Source organism: Halosegnis sp., assembly GCF_042216475.1.
Lineage (GTDB): Archaea > Halobacteriota > Halobacteria > Halobacteriales > Haloarculaceae > Halosegnis.
Window position 1 is genome coordinate 1 of the sequence record NZ_JBDGTV010000002.1, and the last position, 18,531, is coordinate 18,531.

Consider the following 18,531-nt stretch of genomic DNA (forward strand, 5'->3'; position numbering starts at 1 on the left):
TCAACGTCCGCGGCATCGGCAAGGACGACATCCGCCGCGGCGACGTCTGCGGCCCGGCCGACGACCCGCCGACGGTCGCCGAGACCTTCCAAGCGCAGATCGTCGTCATGCAGCACCCGTCCGTCATCACGGCCGGCTACACGCCGGTGTTCCACGCCCACACCGCACAGGTGGCGTGTACCATCGAGTCTATCGACAAGAAAATCGACCCGTCCTCGGGTGACGTCGCCGAGGAGAACCCCGACTTCATCCAGTCGGGCGACGCTGCCGTCGTGACGGTGCGCCCGCAGAAGCCGCTCAGCATCGAGCCGTCCAGCGAGATTCCGGAGCTCGGGAGCTTCGCCGTGCGCGACATGGGCCAGACCATCGCCGCCGGAAAGGTCCTGAGCGTCGACGAGCGATAATCGATGCAGCAGGCACGCGTCCGCCTCGCGGGCACCGCCCCCGAGGACCTCAACGATATCTGCGACGACGTCCGGGAGATCGCTGACTCCACCGGCGTCCAGCTGTCGGGCCCGGTGCCGCTCCCGACGAAGACGCTGGAGGTGCCCGCGCGCAAGTCCCCCGACGGCGAGGGGACCGCTACGTGGGAGCACTGGGAGATGCGCGTCCACAAGCGGCTCATCGACATCGATGCCGACGAACGCGCGCTCCGCCAGCTCATGCGGATTCAGGTCCCCAACGACGTCTCCATCGAGATCGTCCTCGAGGACTGACCCAGCCGGCGAGATGCGGCGACCGGGCGGACGCGTTCCGCCTCACGCGCTGTTCGCGGCCGGGAACGTAAGCTACAAACGACAGTCGGAACTACCGACGACAGCGGGCGAGTAGATCAGCGGCAGATCGCTTCCTTCGCAAGGAAGAGGCCCGGGGTTCAAATCCCCGCTCGTCCACTCGCATTCTCACACTCTCCCGCGAGAGACTACCACAGTCGGGGACGATTCGACGACAACTGCTAGGGATTACTGCGACTCGTCAAATCGTCGATTCCACGGCCGTCGCGCGGTTTGTCGGTCGCGGCATGCAAACGTATAAACGCCTACCGGTGGATGGGCGAGACAACCGATGGCCACACCGTGGGGCCGGCTCCGGGCGCTGGCGCTGGCGGGACTGCTCCTCGCGTCGGCGCTCGGTCCCCTCGGTCTCGCGGGGACGGCCGCAGCGGCGAACGCCCAAATCACGGACGCCGTTGAGTACGACGGCACGATAGAGGTTGTCTTCGACAAAATTGTAAAAGACGCCAGCGGAAACACGCTTAGTAACACCGAACTTGCTAGCAGTTCGGGCGACGAAAGCGTGACAGTCTTGATTGACGGAGCAGAGCTGGCGGCCACCGATTTCAGCATCAGTAATGTCAGGGTCGATGACAGCGGCGCCACGCGTGTTGACGTGGTACTGAGCGACGATGTCGGGCAGAGTCGAAACGTGACAGTGAAGTTTGAGGGTCTAAACGGCGGTTCAGCTACAAGCAGCGTCACGACGACGGCCCAAGAGGTCAGCGAAGAGGGAGCAGTAACCGATAGCAACTACCCAGAGGGCCAAGAGACCGTTATAGTCTACGACGAGACGCGGGTGGCAATTGCTGGTATCGACGAAAATACAAATTTTGATGCATTCTCGCGAACCGGCTTCTCAACCGGGACAAACAGCCGGGTCGAAGTGATTGACCTCGCCGCACTCGATGTATCGCTCGGGACACAGCCGGTTGAGTTCAAGGTGAGCGGGAGCCAGAACACGAAGCGACAGACCGATGTACGCCTGTTCAACCTCTCGCTCAATGCGACGGATGTAGTCTCTGATGAGGATCTTACCGCGACAGTAGCCGACATCGACAGTCCTACCGACCGGACGAATACGACGCTGGTCAACGCTGACGGGGAGAAGATTAGACAACTTATCGATGAACGGTACGCTCCACCAGGGACCGGTGCATCACTCTCTGAGTTAAATTTCGGGCAGCAGCCACCGGACGGCAGCCCATACACAGTCATTGCGACTGACAACGTAACGGGAATCAGCGCACGGGTGACCGTGAACGTGACCGCGGCAGCAGCGCCGGACGCCAATTTCAATCAGCGGGTATATACCGAGCAGCGGGGCGATGTTGTCGAAGTTAAGCTGGTAACAAACAGTCCGTTCGTGACCGTGAACATCGGAAACGAGCAGCTCACTGGATACGAGCAATCAATCACGGTGGAGGATGTCAATGGTGACGGGAAAGTTACGCTTGTTGTCAATACATACGCGGTTGGAAGCGGCAGCGGATACAGTGTCGCAAACGACGACAAACTCGTTCGGCAGCGTGCCGCGCGTGGCCCGTTTGTCGACAGCGGAGCCGTCGTGCCATCGGCAGCGACGCTTGACGCGGCGCTCTATCGGCTGAACGCAAGCGCGAACGCCGTCTCAGCAACTGGCACCAGCGGCATCCCAAACGCAACGGCAACGCTCGCGCTTGAGTCACGGTCAGTCACCGACTTAACAACACTACGGCTGCCGGGCGGGCGCGCTGGGGAAATCGAGAACGCGAGCGACCTCCAACGGCTGTTCGAGCAAGAGGTGGCGACGCCCGGGACAGTCCTCGCCGGTGGCGATGTCGCCGTAGCTCGGGTCAAGGTCTCTGGAGTTGAAGGAATCATTGAGCGCGAACGTGATCCTGGCGAGTCAACGACAAAGGCGTTCTACGACGCAGACGCCTTCGAATTCACGCTGACCCGCGAGCGTCGACCGAACGTCCAACCAGAGACGCTCGTGGACACGACGCCTTCGAGTAGTGTCGACAGCGGCGTGCGTGTCGTTGCGCAGCCAGACGCCGACGCCTACTGGGTGCTGGTTAATACAACAGCTTTCGGCGGTCTTGAGACCGGTGACCAACTGACGGGGAATTTCACCTTCTTCAGTGATGAGGTCGACGACCTCGGCAAACAAGAGGCAGTGTCGGTAACCGGGCAATGGCGATTCCAGCGGCCACAGGTGAGCGTAACGCCGACCGGCGACTTCGACGGTGACGGTGACCGCGATGGCGTGGCTGTCGTCGCAGCACCAGGCCAGCGGGTCGAAGGTCGGACGAACTTCGCACCGGGTACCCGACTTCGTATTGTCGCGCTTGACAACAACAAGGAGGTGCCGTTTGTGTTGGAGTCAACGACGACGGTCGGACCCGATGGTCAGTTCGCGACAGCATTCGACCTGACTGGGCTGCGGGCGAACACCTCCTTCACCGTGCAGGTGCGACGGGGTGGCGAGGTCGTCGAACGGGCCGACGGCCGCATCCTCAACCCCCCGACGCCGGGGCTGACCGTCGCGGAGACCGTCTCGACGAACGGGACCGTCACCGTTGAGTCAGTCACACTGTCGGCCGGCGGCTTCCTCGCAGTGTATCGCGGCGGACCGACGGGCGCACCCGTCGCGCACAGCGAGTATCTTGGCTTCGGTCGCCACACCAACGTGCGCATTCCGGTGTCGGTGAACGGCTCGCTGTCGCCAGGCGAGACGCTCACCGTCGTCGCGCACCGCGACACGGACGGCGACGGCCGCTTCGACTACCAGCCTGGGTCGCAAGTCGACGGGCCGTACGCGGGCCAAGACGGCATCGTTGCGGACGCAATCCAAGCACCTGGGACGCCCACCCCGACTCCAACCCCCACTCCGACCGCGACTCCTACCCCGAGCGTAACGCCGAACGTGTCGGTTACACCAACCCCAACATCGAATGCGACGGTTACACCGACCGTAACGCCGAACGCGACCCCCACGCCGACGGAATCGTCGGGACAGTCTGGACTCGGTATCGCGGCGGCAGCACTCGCTATCCTGCTTGCTGCGCGACTGAGACGGACGTAAGGAATTACAGATATGCAACAGCCCTCGGTCCGTGAGCATACCAGCCGCTGGCATGGCGCGTCTCCCGGGTGCAGAATCGGTGGCACGAGAGATCGACCGATGAACGGTGGTGTAAAGGCTTGGCGTCGCACCGTCAGGGTGGCGGCCGGGGGGCCGGCGTGGACGATTTATCCGTCCGGCGGCCCTATCAGTTGGTGATGCGCGTCACCGGCGACTGGGCGGAGACGGAGACCCGGGCGTTTCTCACGAGCGATGACGGCCGGGTCCCCCTCCGGTTGGCGTGTCGAACGCCCGCCGGCGGCTTGTGGATGCTGTCATTGTGGTATCAGTGGCGCGACGGCGGACTCGACTGTGCCACGAGCGCCAGCGCCGACGTCGTGGAGTATCTCGCTCACAACGACGGCGTTGCCTTCGAGGTGTCGGTGAATGAGCCACCATACCGTGGAGTGCGCGGCGCAGGTACGGCCGATGTCTCGCCCGACGAGGACAAACAGTTACTGCGAGAACTGCTCGACCGGTACTTGGATGGCACGGATTCCCCGCTCGCGGGTCGGTTGTTGCGCGAGGAACGCGAGGAGGTCCACGTCCGCATCAATCCCGAGAAGGTGTACACATGGGACTTCAGCGACCGGATGCGCGAACAGTGAACGACGGCTCTTGGTGAAGCTCGATCTCGACAGGCCGCGGTTCCCCTTCAAGATCAGCGACCATTCCTGTGAGGATTGTCTCAGCCTCGCGAGCGACGACTGGACGGAGCCGGGCAATGAGTTCTTCAAACGGAAGCACACGGGCAAGCGTGCCGCCTCGCAGTGTCTCGGGGTCAACCTCGATACGGAGCCACAGCCGCGAGCCGGACTCCGTCGACTCAACGCGCCAGGAGCCGGTCGCGCGCACGCCATCGGTCGTCCGCCAGTCGATGCGCTCAGGTGGGTCAACGTCGGTTACCCGCTCGTGGACAGTGTAAGAGAAGCGCCACCATGAGACCGTGATACGGTAGTCGGTGCCTGGGCCTCCGTCGCCGTACCGACGGACCTCCTCAACGTGGTCCGAGTACGACGCCCACCCCGACGGATCTTGCAGAAAGGCGAACAGCTCCGAAGGCGCCACCGCCACCCGTGTTGAGGCCTCCAGTACGTCCATACAACTCCACACGGGGGCCGCCCACATAGTCCTTCGAGCGATGGGTGGCCGAACCTGTTCGGCAGTACGCACACCGTGACCGCAAACTAGTGTTCGTACAAGTATGGCAGCGAGAACGAAAGTCGCCGCGACTGTCGATGAGGTCCAACGACGGCTCGACGCCGCTCGGCCGCTGGTAGTCGGCGGACTGGCGACGCTCGTGGTATTGCACCTCACGGCTGACACGTCGGCGATTCATGGCTCGCTGCGCACGCTCGAGCACGCCATCTTGCTGTTCCTCGTGGCCGAACTCGCGCTCGACATCGCTGTGACGGATGGCTCGCTCGGCGACCGCTGGCTCGAGGCGGGCGTCCTCGTCCCGTATATTCTGCTGGTTGGTGGCGCGTTCCTCGCGGGCGTTGTCGGCTGTGGACTGCCCGCTCCCGCCGGCCCGGCCGCGGGGTTGTTCGACTGGCTCCACGAGACGGTCGTCGTCTGCCGAGAATTAGTCGCGCTTGATGTCGTCGCTGGCGTTGGCGTCGCGGCCAACGCCCGTGAACTGCTTGAGGAGGCCGTCGATGTCGACCCGATCCGCGATGACTAAGACTACCCGCGGAGCGCGTCAACTGGGTGAAGATTCGCCGCCTTCCACGCCGGGTACAGCCCCGACAGCAGCGCGACGCTTACCCCGAAGCCGAAAGCCAGTGCGAGGAACGGCAGGTTCGACGGATCCATCACGACCGACAGTGATAGCGGTGTGAAGTAGTAGAGTGCATACACGGCCACGAGCGACAGTGCGAGGCCAACAGCCCCGCCGACGATACCGAGCAGCCCCGCCTCAATGAGCAGCGTCCGGAGCACATCCCGTTTCTGGACCCCAACCGCCCGGAGGACGCCGATCTCCTCTCGGCGCTCGCTGGCACTCATGAGCATCACATTGAAAATAGCGACGCCGGCGACCACCAACGACAGCCCCGCCAGCGCGACGAGGAAGCCGTTGAGCAGGGCGAAGAAGTCCGCGATGCGGTCGACAATAGAGGAGAGTTCGAGCACGGCGAGCCGCTGGCCGCGGGCGTTGGCCGTCGCGCGTATCTGTGCGGCTGCGGCCGAGGCTGCCTCGCGGTTCGTTGCCTCGATGACGACCTGTGACGGCTCCTCACTGGCAAATTCGTCCGGGGGCAACACCACCGCTCGGGCGGGCGCTATCGGTGAGATGTCTTCCCCTTCGGCGAGCACCGCGAGCACACGATAGCGATTCCCCTCGATCTCGACAGCACTCCCGACGCCGACGCCCAGCCGGTCAGCGACGGCAGTGCCGACGAGGACACCACCTCGGAGCCGTCGAGGTATCTCACCAGCCTCTGCCTGGAAAAGCACCCCCGGTTGGCTTGTCCCGTACAGTTGTGCAGCGCTGCTGGCGCCGTTCGCACGCACGAGCGCGCCGCCGGTGGCGAGTGGGACGACGACGCCACGCCCCTCGGCGGCTCGGCGGATTGTCTGTAGATCCCGCTCGGAGAAGGCCTCAACGCCGGCGTCGTCGTTGGGCGAGACAACCACTTGGCTTCCCACCTCGCCGAAGGAGTCAGTCGCGGCGAGCTGAAGCACATTGCCGAACGTGCCGAGCGTCGCCACTGCGAGCACGCCGATGACGATACCTAGCGCGGCGAGAACACTGCGCGTTCGGTTGCGCGAGAGGTTCCGCAGTGCCATCTGGACAGCGGGGAGTTTCACGCCATCTCCACCTCTTTGGGAGTCAATTGGCCATCGACAATGCGGACAGTGCGGTCGGCGTAGTCGGCCACCAGCGGATCGTGGGTGACGGCGACGAGCGCGACGCCGCGGTCAGTCACCTGTTCAAACTCCGTAAGCACCTGTCGGCCGGTGTCACGGTCGAGGTTGCCCGTCGGCTCGTCTGCGAGCACGACATCCGGGTCGTTTACCAGCGCCCGAGCGATTGCGACCCGCTGTTTTTGCCCGCCCGAGAGTTCGTCAGGGGTGTGGCCGAGCCGGTCGCCAAGACCAACCCGGCCCAGTAGCGCCTGCGCCCGTTCGTCGGCTGTTGGGTCGTCATGATAGACAGTTGGTAGGGTGACGTTCTCAACGGCGGTGAGCGTATCGATGAGGTAGAACTGCTGGAAGACGAAGCCGATGTACTCCCGGCGCGCGCGCGTTCGCTCCCGGTCGGTCATCGTCGTCGCGTCGCGACCGTCGACAAGCACCGTCCCAACTGTCGGCACGTCAAGCAGGCCGAGCGTGTGCAACATCGTCGACTTGCCTGACCCGGAAGGACCGACGACGGCGGCGAACTCGCCGGGCTGGACGGCGAAATCGACGCCGTCAAGCGCGGTAACGGTCTCGCCGCCGCCGTCATACCGTTTCACGACATCGCGGAGCCGTAGCGGTGCGCTCATCGTCTGCGCCGAGCCGCGAGGACCACACCGCCGGCAAGCAGGACTACGCCCAGACTTGCAACGCCAGCGACGGCGGGATTCTCGTTAGACTCCTCGGTCGGTGTCGAGAGCCCATCGTTGGGTAGCGGGAGTTCGACCGTCCGGACAACCGGGGTGCCGTCGACGCGGTAGCGCACCTCAACGGGAATATGCGTCGCGTTGGCGGCATCGACCGTCGCCGTCAGCTCGAAGGGAGCAAACCCGCTCGCCTCAACGCTCCCAACAAAGTAATCGCGGCTCGGATACGCGGGCTCAACCCCCTCGGCGGGGAGTACCCGCACGATAACTCCCGTCGCCTTACCACTACCGACGTTGCCGGCGTTACCGGTCACCGTCACCCGCTCGCTGTCGGTGGTCACGTCGATGCCGGTGAGTCGTATTTTGCCAGTTGGCGGTCGGTAGTCGAACCGACCGACTGTCTCGCCGGTCCGCCCGCCGGTTTCGTAGCGTACCGCCGCCGTAACGCGGGCCGGCTGGTCGAGTGCCGCGACGCTCACCTCAACGGTACGAGATTCACCGGGTGCGAGCCGACCGACAGCGACCCGTGGGAGCCGGCGCTCCTCTGTCCGTGGGACGACAATGGCGTCTCGCAGAGGAGCGTTCCCGAAGTTCGTCACTGTTACCGCGAGCGCGTCCGGCGGTGCCGCCGTCTCGCCGTCTTCCTGGAGCATTTGGCTTCCAACTAGACCGCCTAAGCCACCGGCTGCTTCGGGTGCCGGCGGCGGCTCGTCGGCCGGTTCGACAGCGACGCCGACGTCTTCGCGGAGCGGTGCGACCCGGACCGACTGGGTTGCCGTTGTCGCCCCGCGGACGCCCGTCGCCGTCGTGTAGTCGACGGCCACAGCGATATCGGACGGACCGACCGTCGACGGCGTGTACGAGATGTTCAGTGTTGCCGTCGTACCACCGGCCAGGGCCGGAACCACTCGACGGGTCACCGGGGCGTCCGCAGGGTCGACGCGGACGACAACGTTCCGGTAGGCTGCGGTGTTCGGGTTTGCGACGGTCACCCGGAGCGTCGATTCGGCGCCGGCCACGGGGGTGGCGGCCTCAACGGCGACACGCGGTCTGGCCTGCTCGACAGCAATGGTCAGGGGGCGGCGGACGCGCACCAGTTCGCCATCGTCGTCCTCGCCGACGACTACGACGGCGAGGTCTTGGGTGTCAGCCGTCCGGAAGGCGTGAGTGAGGTCGACCGTCAGCGTGTCGCCGGGCGACAGCGACCCTGGACCGGGCGCGGACGCGAGCGTCGCGTTGCTGTCGCGATTCACCAGCCGGACCGCCCGCACTTCGGCCGGAGAGGTAGAACCGGCGGAGTTCCTAATTGTCGCGGTAACGGTTACCGGTTCATCGACCGTTGGGGTCTCTGGCGCAACGGTTAGCCCGGAGACGGCGAGGCGGGCGTCCGGAACCGCGACGGCAATGCTTGGGAGGGCGAGTAGGACGATAAGCAGGGTAACCAGCGCGCGGCGCACGTTGCTCCGCGTAGGGGGCGGGTCCGCAAAAGGGTTCCTTCGGGGTCAGTCGGCTTCGACGCCCCCGACCGAGAGGTATTCGTCGAGCAAGTCGTCGCGCTCGTTCAGCTCGTCGACGGTTCCCTCCCAGGCGTTGGCACCCTTCTCGATGATGTATGCCCGCTCAGAGAGATCCAGAGCGAAGTCGACGTTCTGCTCAGTGATGAGCACTGTCACGTCCCGCGCGACCACCTCAGAGAGCACATCATAAAGGTCGTCGACGATGACGGGCGCCAATCCCTCTGTTGGCTCGTCGAGCAGGAGAAGGTCGGGATCTTGGATGAGCGCTCGGGCGACCGACAGCATCTGCTGTTCTCCCCCCGAGAGGTTTCGTCCGCGGTTCTCACGAAGTTCGTCCAGCACTGGGAAGATCTCGTACATCTCCTCGATGTCACGAGGGTCGCCGGCGGTCATGTCGCGGGCGACCTGCATGTTCTCGGTGACGGTGAGCGTAGGGAAGATGCGCCGTTCTTCCGGCACGAGCTTGATACCGCGATTTGAGATAGCGTCGACAGACTCCGTGGAGATATCCTCGCCGCGGAATTCGATGCGGCCCTCTCTGCGCGGGATAGTGCCGGTGATAGTCCGGAGCGTCGTCGTCTTGCCGGCGCCGTTGCGGCCCAGCAAGGCGACCACCTCATTCTGCTCTACCTCTAAATCGAGGTCGAACAGGATGTGACTGTTGCCGTAGTAGCTGTTCACATCTTCGAGTGTTAGAACGCTCATGCCGTCTCACCTCCCTCTTCGCTGCCCCGTTCGGAGTCAGTCCCGGCGAGGCTAGCGTCCAGTTCTTCGTCGTCGTCGAGCCCGAGGTACGCCTCCCTGACTCGGGGGTCCGACAGTACTTCCTCAGGTTCGCCGTCGGCGATGAGCGCGCCGTTATCGAGCACGAGAATGCGATCCGAGATGCCGATCACCACCTCCATGTCGTGTTCCGTGACGACGAACGTGGTGTCTGTCTCGTCATTGAGCCGCTCGATGAGGCTAACCATCTCCTTCGTCTCGGTAGCGTTCATCCCTGCGGTCGGTTCGTCAAGCAGGACCACCGACGGGTCCGTGCCGAGCGCGAGCGCAATCTCGACCTTTCGTTTGTCACCGTGCGAAAGGTTTGCACACTCCGTCTCGGCGACCTCTTCTAGCCCGACGAGTTCGATAATATCCCAAGCGCCATCGGTAAGTTCGGGATCCTCACTCGTGACGGCCGTCAGGTCGAGCGTGCGGTCCTCGCGGCTGATACGCGCGATACGGACGTTTTCAAGCACGGTGAGCCCCTCGAAGAGGTTGTTAATCTGGAATCCCCGCGAGAGTCCGAGGTTGGCGATGTCGTGGGCAGAGCTGTCGGTCACGTCGACCAGTTCGCCGTCGCGGTTGCGGAGCCGGACGGTGCCGCTGCTCGGCTCCAGCCGTCCGGTAAGCAGGTTGTAGAAGGTGGTCTTGCCCGCGCCGTTGGGGCCGATGATGCTCGTGATCTCGTCGGCGCGGATATCAACTGAAACATCGTCGACGGCAACCAGCCGGCCGAACTGCCGGCGGAGCTTGTCCGTCTCAAGGACGGAACTCATGCGGTCTCACCCCCAAAGAGGCCCTCGGGCTTCACGAGCAGGACGGCAATCATCGCGACGAACGGGATGAGTTGGCCAGCCCCGGCAACGATGAGGCTCCCGACAGCGATGGAGATGCCGACGAAGTAAGCGCCGACGAACGCGCCGCCGAACGATCCCAGCCCGCCGATGACCGCGATGACGAATGCATTGATGATGACGTTGTTCCCCAGCGCCGGCGTCACCGACTGAATGGGGACAATGAGCGTGCCCCCCAGTCCGGCGAGAGCAGCACCGACGAAGAAGACCAGTGTGTAGAGCCGGGGGACGTTCACCCCCATCAGCGCCGCCATATCCCGGTCCGAGGAGGTCGCTCGCACCAGTCGGCCGATGTTGGTCGTCCGGAGCACGAGGAAGATACCCGCGAGCACGACGATAGACATCAGGATGACGAACGCCCGGTAGAGTGGCAGGGAGAGGCCGCTCGTCAACACCAGGTTGCCTCGCAGCAATGCTGGCGCGTCAACGACGTTCGACCCAGAACCGAAAGTGGTCCGGATGACATCGGTGAGCATGAGAACGAACGCGAAGGTGAGCAGCAGTTGGTCGAGCGGCTCGCGGTCGTACACTCGGCGGATGAACCCCGCCTCGATGAAGACGCCGAGCAGTCCGGCGACCAGTGCCCCAATGAGGATGCCCGGCCAGAAGCCGATGCCGAGCGTGCCCACGACCGGGATTGACACCTCGCCGATAGACCAGAGCGCGGCGTACGAGCCGGTCATGAACAGTACTCCGTGCGCGAAGTTCAGCACGTCGAGCACTCCGAAGATGAGGCTCAGCCCGACGGCGATGAGGAACAGACTCGCCCCGATGGACAGCCCCGTGATGATTTGGTCGAAAACCAACCCCAGTGATACCATACCGTACCGCTCTGTCACTGCACGATTAAACCTTACGACGCCGGCGGTGAATCCGCCGCCGCCCCGGTCTGCATAGGTTATTTATAGGGTTTAGTCTTACAACCGCATGGTATGTCCGACGACCACACGGAGCAGGGGACGAGCGGGGCGAACCGGACGACGGGGATAGACCGTCGTGGCTTCCTCGCTGCGGCCGGAACAGGAGCGACAGCGGCAGTCGCCGGCTGTTCCGGTCTCGGCGGTGGCGGCGGCAGCGGCATCAAGATTGGCGGTGTCTATCTGCTGTCGGGAATCGCGCAGGCGCTCGGGACTGCCTCGGCGAACGCCGCGCGGGTCGCCGTCGAGCAGATTAACCAGGATGGCGGCATCATGGGCGAAGAGGTCGAAATCGAGGTGCGAGACCACGGTGAGGACCCGCAGGCACAGATCCGCAGCGTCGCACAGGAGTTTGGCGCGGACGTGATGATCGGGCTCACGTCCTCGGGCGTAACCCTCGCCTCGGCACCGACCATCGAGTCGCTGGGCGTGCCGTTCACACTCACTGACATCGGGACGCCGTTCATTACAGAGCCGGACACGGAGGCGTACGGCAACTACTTCGAGTCCGACGATGGGAAGGCAGCGTTCACGCCCAACATATTCCGGACGAACTCCAACACGTCCCACATGACCTACGCCATCGCGAAGTTCGTCGCCGACAATTACGGCGACTCCCGCATCGCCAACATGGGGCCGGATTACGCGTACGGTCAGCAGACGTGGGACTACTTCAAGGCCTATTCGGAGGGACTTGGTATGAACCACGAGTATGTGGCAAGCGAGTTCCCACAGCTCGGTGCCAGTGACATGACGCCGCAAATCAACACGGTTCTCGACGCGGACCCCGACCTGCTGTTCACGAGCTTCTGGGCCGGCGACACGACGACGTTCATCTCGCAGGCGGCCGAGCAGGGTCTGTTCGACCAAGTGGACGACGTGTTCGACACCATCGGTGCCGACCCGACGGTATTCAAGGCACTCGGCGACACGACGCCGGAGGGAATCCACATGTCCGGTTGGTACTACTACGACGCCTTCGACAACGAGAACAACCAGGCGTTCGTCGATGCCTACCGCGAGAAGTACGGCAGCGACGAAACGACGCCGGCTGTCCCTGGCTTCACCGGTGGGAGTACGTACGCGGCCATCTACATGTACAAGAAGGCTATCGAGGCCGCGGGGTCGACGAACCCGGACGACATCATCTCGGAGCTCGAGGGGATCACCATCGACAACGACCCGCGTGGCCCCACGACCATCAAGGAGAACACCCATCAGGCGACGGCGCCGTGTGTCATCGGCGAGACCAGCTTCGACGCCGATGTCCCGTACGACGGCGCCGGACTGGTCAACACGCAGACGTACACACTCACCCGGAGCCGCGCCAAGGAACTGCTCAGCGGCAGCGGGCTCGGTCCCGGGCTATAGCGTAGATGAGCTACGGAGTCCGCGAACGGTTGTTCGCAGACGACAACCGGACGCAGGTTGTCGGACTCAGCCTCGGCGCCGTCGTGCTGCTGGTGGCGCCGTTCGTACTGGGCGGGTTCCAGACATCGCTGCTTGCGCGGACGCTCATCCTCGCCGTCTGGGCGACCGCGTTCAACCTGCTGTACGGCTACACCGGTCTGCTGTCGTTCGGCCACGCGATGTTTGTCGCAGCGTCAGGGTACACGGTGGCAAAGGTCGTTCAGCAGGTCGCGCCGGCGCTTGGCATCGGTAACGTGTTCGGCGGCGCCGCGCTCATGGTCGTCTGGATTATTGGGCTGGTGCTCGGCACCATTGCCGCAGGCCTGCTGGCCGTGTTCATCGGCTATCTGTCCGTGCAGTTGGAGGAGATTTATTTCGCGATGATTACCCTCTCCTTCAGCATGGCCATCTACGTCATCGTGAATCAGGACATTATCGGGAGTGTGCTCGCGGCCGTCGGCATCGGCGGCGGCACCTTCACCAATGGTTCGGACGGGCTGACGTTCCGGCTCGGCGAGGTGAACCTCTTCGGGCTGGAGTTCCGGCTTGTCGATATCGCCGACCCAGTTGCGTTCTACCTGCTGACGCTGCTGGTGTTCGCGGTGGCGATGTACGCGCTGTACCGCATCGTCAAGTCGCCGTTCGGGACGACGTGTCAGGCTATCCGCGAGAATCCCGAGCGCGCCCGTGCGCTCGGCATCGACACGCAGTTCCACTCGTGGATGACGTTCATCATCTCCGGGGCATTCTCCGGGCTGGCGGGCGCGATGCTTGTCATGCTCAAGACCGGTATCCTGCCGGCCGACGCCTTCTGGACGTCCTCGGCGCAACCGGTCGTCATCACGGTCATCGGTGGGCCGTACGCGTTCCTCGGTCCGGTCGTCGGGGCGTTCGTCCACGAGTACCTGCGGTGGTTCATCCGGCAGTTCCCACTGCTGGAGGAGTTCTGGGAGTTCAGCTTCGGCTTCCTCCTGCTCATTGTCGTGCTGTTCTTCGACAATGGCGCGTACGGAGGCATCCGCCGGCTCCGCGAGATGATCGCGGAACGGCGCGAGTAACCCGACCGCCGACGCCTCTTTGTTCGCGCCGCCCGTTCTCTGGCCGTGCTCCGCGTGTTCGTCGTGGCCGCGCTTCTCATACTCGCCGGCTGTAGCGCCCCGACCGGCGCTCCGGCATCTGACACCGAGACCGCGACGGTGACACCCGTCGCCGTTCCAGAGACGACGGCGACGGAACGTCAGGGGGTGCTCGCGCCCGGCATCACTGACGAAGGCGTGGCTGACCCCGGACGTCTCGCTAACGCACACGCCAGCCGGCTAGCGACTGTCTCTTACACGGTAAACCAGACGCTCGTCCAGCGGTACGCCAACGGATCACTTCGCTCGCGGTACGTCACTCGGGCACGCTTCGCGGCCGAGCCAGGCCGGTTCAGCGCGACCGTTCACCAGGTCGAACGTGAGAACAACCAACTCGTTGAGCGGTCTACCCGTCGGTTCGGTGACGGCGAGCGCGCCTATGTCGCCGACAGCGAAGGAAACCAGACGAGTTACCGGCTAATCCGCTACCCCGGCGGCGGGCCACGCGACCCGGAAGATGTCTATATCCGGAACCTAACGAATGCCGCCGCCATCGAGCGGCTGTTCACGCTCGTTGATACGGAGACAGTCGGGCAGTTCACCGAGAACGGGACCCGCTATGTCAAGCTCCGGAGCGGAAAGCCAACGACGGTGCCGCCCCTCCGGAACGTCACCATCGAGGCCATCGTCTCGGAGCACGGAGTCGTCCGCTCGTACCACATCGAATACGACGTGACTCGTGACGGACAACTGGAGGCAGTTGTTGTCGTTAGCTATTCAGAGATCGGGTCAACGACCGTCGAGCGACCGGCGTGGGTCGACCGCGTGGACGCGAACACGACGGCCACGTCGACACCGGCTGGCCAGCTCGCTGAGTGGGCTACTCGTCGGGACGCAGCTCGCGGCGCTTGATTTTCCCGGTCGTCGTCTGTGGGAGCTCGTCAACGAACTCAATCTCGCGTGGATACTCGTGTTTCGCGAGGTTCTCGCGGACGACTGCACGAATCTCCTCGCGCAGGGATTCCGGGTCGCGGACTGGGTCGCGCCGGTCTGCGACCGGCTGGACGAACGCCTTGATAATCTCGCCACGGAGCTCATCGTCAACGCCGACGACGCCGACCTGCTCGACAGCCGGATGTTCGAGGATTGCGCTTTCCACCTCCCCGGGGCCGACCCGGTAGCCAGATGTGATGATGACATCGTCGTCGCGGGCTTTGAACCAGAGGTAACCGTCCGCATCGCGATGTCCGAGATCGCCGGTCAAGTGCCATGTCCCGTCGTCGGGGGTATTAACTGTCGCGGCGGCCGTCTTCTCAGGCCGGTTCCAATACTCCGCGAAGACGACGGGGTCGTCCTCCCGTTTCACCGCGAGGTGGCCCACCTCATCGACCGGCATCGGCTCGCCCGTTTCCGGGTCAATCGGCGCCACCTCGTGGCCGGGCACCGGCTTGCCCATGCTGCCCGCCTGCGCATCGAACCACTGCCGGCAGTTCGCGACAAGTAGATTCGCCTCCGTCTGGCCGTACAGCTCGTTGACCGGGACACCGCCAAGCTCCGCATCAGCCCACTCGAGAATTTCGGGTGTCAGCGGCTCACCGCCCGAGCAGATGGCCTCGAGCGAGAGATTCCACGCATCGGGGTCGCCGTTCATCAGCATCCGGATGGCCGTCGGCGGTAGGAAGGCGTTCGTCACGTCGTGGGTCGCCATTATTTCGTAGGCCTCGGCGACATCGAAGCCATCTATCGGGTAGCCAACGACCGGCTGGCCGTAGTGCCACGCCGGAAACAGCAAGTCGCCGAGCGCGCCAATCCACGCCCAGTCAGCGGGTGTCCAGAAAACGCCCTCAACGTCGAGTTCGAAGTACATCTGGAAGGCGGGCAGGTGGCCGACCCAGACACCGTGGCCGTGCAACACGCCCTTCGGTGGGCCTGTCGACCCGCTCGTGTACATGATGATAGCGGGTGTTTCGGCGGTGGTCTCGCATCGGTCGAAATCGGCTGGCGCGTCCAGCAGTGCGTCGAACGGCTCGACCCGGTCGCTGTCATCGCCGCCGACCTCGATGTGGGTCTGCAGGTCTGGACAAGCGGTCGCGGCCTCGGCGACAGCCTCACGCACATCCGCGCTTGCCACCACCGCGACAGCGTCGCTGTCCGCCAGCCGGCTCTCGAGGGCCTCTGGCCCGAACAGCACCGATAGTGGGAGAGACACCGCGCCGATCTTCCAACAGGCGAGGTGTGTCAGCGGGTTCTCCACCCGCTGCGGGAGGACGACGCCGACCCGGTCGCCCGATGTCACGCCGCGGTTGGCGAGCGCCCGCGCCACGCGGTCTGACAGACGGTCCAGGTCGGCGAAGGAATACGTCTCTGCCGAGCCATCCGGTTGGTGACGGACCAGCGCCGTCGCGTCCGTATCCTCGTGTTTCCGCAGGAGGTCGTGGACGATATTGTAGTCGTCCGGGAGATTCCACTCGAACTGCTCTCGGGCCGCCTCATAGGTCTCGTACCCGAGGTCGACGTGCCACGCCATGCCACGGCTCCGGCGCCGACCGACAAAAATCTCCCCTACAGTTCGAACGAGGGTTCCTCTTCGTCCTCGTCCGTTTCGACCTCCCGGATGCTGCTCTCGATGTCGGCGCTGTCCGCTCCTTCCTCGAGTACGTCCTCATCGGCGTCAGCGGCCGCCGCGTCATCGGCATCCGCGCTGGTGTCAGTCTGTCCGGCGTCAACAGCGTCGGCCGACGGCGTCTCGATGTCCGACCCGCCGATATCGAACGCCGACGAGAGTGCCTCCCGGAGGGATTCGACCTGTGCGGCCACCGCGCGTAGTTCCTCAACATCAGCGGTGATGTCACGGCGTCCCTCCCGAGCCTGTCGCTCGACGCGCTCCAGTTCGGCGGTCAAGTCTTCGCGGACGGCACTAACGTCAGCCGCCAGTTCCTCGCGGGCCCGTTCAATATCAGCCGTCGCGGCATCGAGCCGCTCGTCGAGGTCTGTCCGCTCGGCAGCCCCTTCTTCGACGGCCGATTCGAGGGCAGACAGCTCGTCAGACAGCGCAGACAGCTCCGCACTCACCTCTTCACGGACCTCCTCGCTGACGCGCTCGACATCATCGCCGACATCGGTAACCTCCTGGCGAACCTGCCTAACATCCCCCCGGACCGCACGGATGTCCTCGCGCAGGTCGGCAATAACTTCGGTCGGACGGCCCTCTTCGTCGAGTAGGTCTTTCAGCGGTTCGACATACGCACGCAGGTCGTCTGTCCGCTTCTGGACGCGGTCAAGCCGGGCGACTTGGCTCCCCGTGAGCGCCACCTCAAGCTCCTCGACCAGCTTTTCGCGGGTCCGCTCGTCGACCTCGCCAGCCTCGAGTTCGGCCGCCAGCGCCGCCGCGACCGATCCTTCGGGGAGCCGCGCCGGCCCGTTGTCGGCCGCTGTGTCCTCCGTATTGGCGGCCACCGGCTCGTCGTCGGACTCCGCGTCCGGCGTGTCCTCGTCGGTTGACTCGTCAGATTCGACCTCGACCAAGTCGGCATCCTCGGACTCTGACTCCTCGTCGACCGGCTCTTCACTGACCGACTCCGCACTCTCCGCCTCTGCGTCGTCCACCTCCGGATCGTCTGGCTCCATGTCATCCGGCACTGCGTCGGCTGGCTCTTCCTCGGCCGAGTTATCCTCAGCGACCCGCGTGACCGCCGGCGACGGCTCGGAGTCTGGGTCGACCTCAGTGACGGCCGACTCCGGCTCGATACCCTCTTGCTCGACCGTGACCTCGTCGCCTAATCCGTCAGTGGCCGCCGTCGCGGGCTCCTCGGCCTCGGTGATGGCTGGCTCTGCCGGCTTCTTGTCATCCTCGTCCGCCGACTTGTCATCTGGTTCAGCTGAGTCGGCCGACTCCGTTGCTGTTACCTCGGAGACCGGCTCTGCGTCCGACTCCTCGGTGTCGTCTGCTGTCGCCGGCTCCGACTCTGTCGCCTCGGCGTCCTCCTCACTGGTTTCCACATCTTCTGCGGCCTCGGTCGACTCTTGCTCGTCAAGTTGCTCGAACGAACCCGTCTCAGGCGTGCCGCCTGCGCGGTCAGCGGGGCCATCCGGCTCCTCGTCGTCGCTCCGGCCAAATAATCGGCCGATGAAGCCGAATAATCCACCCGAGGAAGATTCTGGCTCGGGCACCTGAGTGGTGGCGTCGAGTCGGAGGGCTGCGTCCGGCACGCCGCCCTCGAGGGTTGTCGTGTCGAAGTATGCGCCGTATGCGACGACGAGCGGCTGGTCTGCGGTCACCTCGCCCGCAAAGACGACGCCGTCAGCGCCAGCTGTTCCGTCCTCAGGCGCATGGTCCGGATGGAAGCCGACTTCATTGGGATCGACCCGCGCCGGCAGGTCGTCCGTCACCCGGACCGACGTCACGCCGTCGGCGCTTGTGTTGACCTCGAGGCGCACGATTATCCCCGCATCCTTCACCTCGACCGACCGGCGGACCGTCGTGGCGCCGTCAGTCGCGGTGGCCGTATTGTCGTCGCTCATACCCAGTGGTGGACCGGCAGGGGTAATGAGTCTACTCGCCGTTT

At 64.4% G+C, this 18,531-nt stretch carries 17 protein-coding genes and 1 tRNA gene; 9 read left to right on the forward strand and 9 right to left on the reverse strand.

The features are described 5' to 3' along the window. From ABEJ63_RS00655 to ABEJ63_RS00675, 5 genes are all read left to right on the forward strand, one after another. Nucleotides 1–404 (forward strand): elongation factor 1-alpha C-terminal domain-related protein (locus ABEJ63_RS00655; RefSeq protein WP_405002944.1); only part of this gene is annotated, 404 nt, incomplete at its 5' end. Nucleotides 405–407: 3 nt separating this feature from the next. Beyond that, a complete protein-coding gene (gene rpsJ / locus ABEJ63_RS00660) occupies nucleotides 408–716 on the forward strand; it encodes a 30S ribosomal protein S10 (protein WP_375794407.1) in 309 nt (102 codons plus the stop codon). A gap of 105 nt (nucleotides 717–821) precedes the next feature. Then, a tRNA-Ala gene (locus ABEJ63_RS00665) sits at nucleotides 822–893 on the forward strand. 172 nt (nucleotides 894–1,065) lie between these two features. After that, nucleotides 1,066–3,840, forward strand: coding sequence for a BGTF surface domain-containing protein (locus tag ABEJ63_RS00670; protein WP_375794408.1), 2,775 nt, complete (start codon nucleotides 1,066–1,068; stop codon nucleotides 3,838–3,840). 197 nt (nucleotides 3,841–4,037) lie between these two features. Further along, nucleotides 4,038–4,487, forward strand: coding sequence for a pyridoxamine 5'-phosphate oxidase family protein (locus ABEJ63_RS00675; RefSeq protein WP_375794409.1), 450 nt, complete (start codon nucleotides 4,038–4,040; stop codon nucleotides 4,485–4,487). On the opposite strand, the gene ABEJ63_RS00680 is transcribed toward ABEJ63_RS00675, so the two are convergent. Further along, nucleotides 4,462–4,980 (reverse strand): SRPBCC family protein, encoded by a 519-nt coding sequence (locus ABEJ63_RS00680; protein ID WP_375794410.1) that lies wholly within the window; start codon nucleotides 4,978–4,980, stop codon nucleotides 4,462–4,464. The genes ABEJ63_RS00675 and ABEJ63_RS00680 overlap by 26 nt on opposite strands. A 103-nt stretch (nucleotides 4,981–5,083) precedes the next feature. On the opposite strand from ABEJ63_RS00680, the gene ABEJ63_RS00685 reads away from it, so the two are divergent. Next, nucleotides 5,084–5,563: a hypothetical protein gene (locus tag ABEJ63_RS00685; RefSeq protein WP_375794411.1), complete on the forward strand. Its 480-nt coding sequence runs from the start codon at nucleotides 5,084–5,086 to the stop codon at nucleotides 5,561–5,563. Between the two features lie 2 nt (nucleotides 5,564–5,565). Here ABEJ63_RS00685 and ABEJ63_RS00690 read toward each other — a convergent pair whose 3' ends face one another. From ABEJ63_RS00690 to ABEJ63_RS00715, 6 genes are read right to left on the reverse strand one after another with little or no spacing between them, the layout of a single operon-like run. Further along, on the reverse strand, nucleotides 5,566–6,690 hold the full coding sequence (locus ABEJ63_RS00690; RefSeq protein WP_375794412.1) for an ABC transporter permease: 1,125 nt from the start codon (nucleotides 6,688–6,690) through the stop codon (nucleotides 5,566–5,568). Next, nucleotides 6,687–7,370 (reverse strand): ABC transporter ATP-binding protein, encoded by a 684-nt coding sequence (locus ABEJ63_RS00695; RefSeq protein ID WP_375794413.1) that lies wholly within the window; start codon nucleotides 7,368–7,370, stop codon nucleotides 6,687–6,689. The genes ABEJ63_RS00690 and ABEJ63_RS00695 overlap by 4 nt, the downstream gene beginning before the upstream one ends. Further along, nucleotides 7,367–8,884, reverse strand: a complete 1,518-nt coding sequence (locus ABEJ63_RS00700) for a CARDB domain-containing protein (RefSeq protein WP_375794414.1) — start codon at nucleotides 8,882–8,884, stop codon at nucleotides 7,367–7,369. The genes ABEJ63_RS00695 and ABEJ63_RS00700 overlap by 4 nt, the downstream gene beginning before the upstream one ends. Before the next feature lie 45 nt (nucleotides 8,885–8,929). Continuing rightward, the gene (locus ABEJ63_RS00705) at nucleotides 8,930–9,649 is read right to left on the reverse strand and encodes an ABC transporter ATP-binding protein (RefSeq protein ID WP_375794415.1); all 720 of its coding nucleotides are present in this window, start codon (nucleotides 9,647–9,649) and stop codon (nucleotides 8,930–8,932) included. After that, on the reverse strand, nucleotides 9,646–10,485 hold the full coding sequence (locus ABEJ63_RS00710) for an ABC transporter ATP-binding protein (RefSeq protein WP_375794416.1): 840 nt from the start codon (nucleotides 10,483–10,485) through the stop codon (nucleotides 9,646–9,648). Before ABEJ63_RS00710 ends, ABEJ63_RS00705 begins: the two co-directional genes overlap by 4 nt. Next, nucleotides 10,482–11,384, reverse strand: a complete 903-nt coding sequence (locus tag ABEJ63_RS00715; RefSeq protein WP_375794417.1) for a branched-chain amino acid ABC transporter permease — start codon at nucleotides 11,382–11,384, stop codon at nucleotides 10,482–10,484. Before ABEJ63_RS00715 ends, ABEJ63_RS00710 begins: the two co-directional genes overlap by 4 nt. 111 nt (nucleotides 11,385–11,495) lie before the next feature. Between ABEJ63_RS00715 and ABEJ63_RS00720 the strand changes: the two genes are divergently transcribed. From ABEJ63_RS00720 to ABEJ63_RS00730, 3 genes are read left to right on the forward strand one after another with little or no spacing between them, the layout of a single operon-like run. After that, a complete protein-coding gene (locus ABEJ63_RS00720; RefSeq protein ID WP_375794418.1) occupies nucleotides 11,496–12,851 on the forward strand; it encodes an ABC transporter substrate-binding protein in 1,356 nt (451 codons plus the stop codon). 5 nt (nucleotides 12,852–12,856) lie between these two features. Continuing rightward, nucleotides 12,857–13,948: a branched-chain amino acid ABC transporter permease gene (locus ABEJ63_RS00725; RefSeq protein WP_375794419.1), complete on the forward strand. Its 1,092-nt coding sequence runs from the start codon at nucleotides 12,857–12,859 to the stop codon at nucleotides 13,946–13,948. Between the two features lie 45 nt (nucleotides 13,949–13,993). Beyond that, a complete protein-coding gene (locus ABEJ63_RS00730; protein WP_375794420.1) occupies nucleotides 13,994–14,878 on the forward strand; it encodes a hypothetical protein in 885 nt (294 codons plus the stop codon). Here the strand turns inward: ABEJ63_RS00730 and ABEJ63_RS00735 are convergent. Both ABEJ63_RS00735 and ABEJ63_RS00740 read right to left on the reverse strand, forming a co-directional pair. Beyond that, entirely contained in the window at nucleotides 14,847–16,493 is a 1,647-nt protein-coding gene (locus ABEJ63_RS00735) for an AMP-binding protein (protein WP_375794421.1), read from the reverse strand. The genes ABEJ63_RS00730 and ABEJ63_RS00735 overlap by 32 nt on opposite strands. Nucleotides 16,494–16,528: 35 nt before the next feature. Beyond that, complete coding sequence (locus ABEJ63_RS00740; protein WP_375794422.1) at nucleotides 16,529–18,487, reverse strand: hypothetical protein; 1,959 nt, start codon at nucleotides 18,485–18,487, stop codon at nucleotides 16,529–16,531. Between the last annotated feature and the right edge of the window lie 44 nt (nucleotides 18,488–18,531).

Bases quoted from the DNA above. Each gene is read 5' to 3' on its own strand.
- rpsJ (WP_375794407.1), top strand. From the start codon at position 408: ATGCAGCAGGCACGCGTCCGCCTCGCGGGCACCGCCCCCGAGGACCTC.
- ABEJ63_RS00670 (WP_375794408.1), top strand. From the start codon at position 1,066: ATGGCCACACCGTGGGGCCGGCTCCGGGCGCTGGCGCTGGCGGGACTG.
- ABEJ63_RS00675 (WP_375794409.1), top strand. From the start codon at position 4,038: ATGCGCGTCACCGGCGACTGGGCGGAGACGGAGACCCGGGCGTTTCTC.
- ABEJ63_RS00680 (WP_375794410.1), bottom strand. From the start codon at position 4,980: ATGGACGTACTGGAGGCCTCAACACGGGTGGCGGTGGCGCCTTCGGAG.
- ABEJ63_RS00685 (WP_375794411.1), top strand. From the start codon at position 5,084: ATGGCAGCGAGAACGAAAGTCGCCGCGACTGTCGATGAGGTCCAACGA.
- ABEJ63_RS00695 (WP_375794413.1), bottom strand. From the start codon at position 7,370: ATGAGCGCACCGCTACGGCTCCGCGATGTCGTGAAACGGTATGACGGC.
- ABEJ63_RS00705 (WP_375794415.1), bottom strand. From the start codon at position 9,649: ATGAGCGTTCTAACACTCGAAGATGTGAACAGCTACTACGGCAACAGT.
- ABEJ63_RS00710 (WP_375794416.1), bottom strand. From the start codon at position 10,485: ATGAGTTCCGTCCTTGAGACGGACAAGCTCCGCCGGCAGTTCGGCCGG.
- ABEJ63_RS00715 (WP_375794417.1), bottom strand. From the start codon at position 11,384: ATGGTATCACTGGGGTTGGTTTTCGACCAAATCATCACGGGGCTGTCC.
- ABEJ63_RS00720 (WP_375794418.1), top strand. From the start codon at position 11,496: ATGTCCGACGACCACACGGAGCAGGGGACGAGCGGGGCGAACCGGACG.
- ABEJ63_RS00725 (WP_375794419.1), top strand. From the start codon at position 12,857: ATGAGCTACGGAGTCCGCGAACGGTTGTTCGCAGACGACAACCGGACG.
- ABEJ63_RS00735 (WP_375794421.1), bottom strand. From the start codon at position 16,493: ATGGCGTGGCACGTCGACCTCGGGTACGAGACCTATGAGGCGGCCCGA.
- ABEJ63_RS00740 (WP_375794422.1), bottom strand. From the start codon at position 18,487: ATGAGCGACGACAATACGGCCACCGCGACTGACGGCGCCACGACGGTC.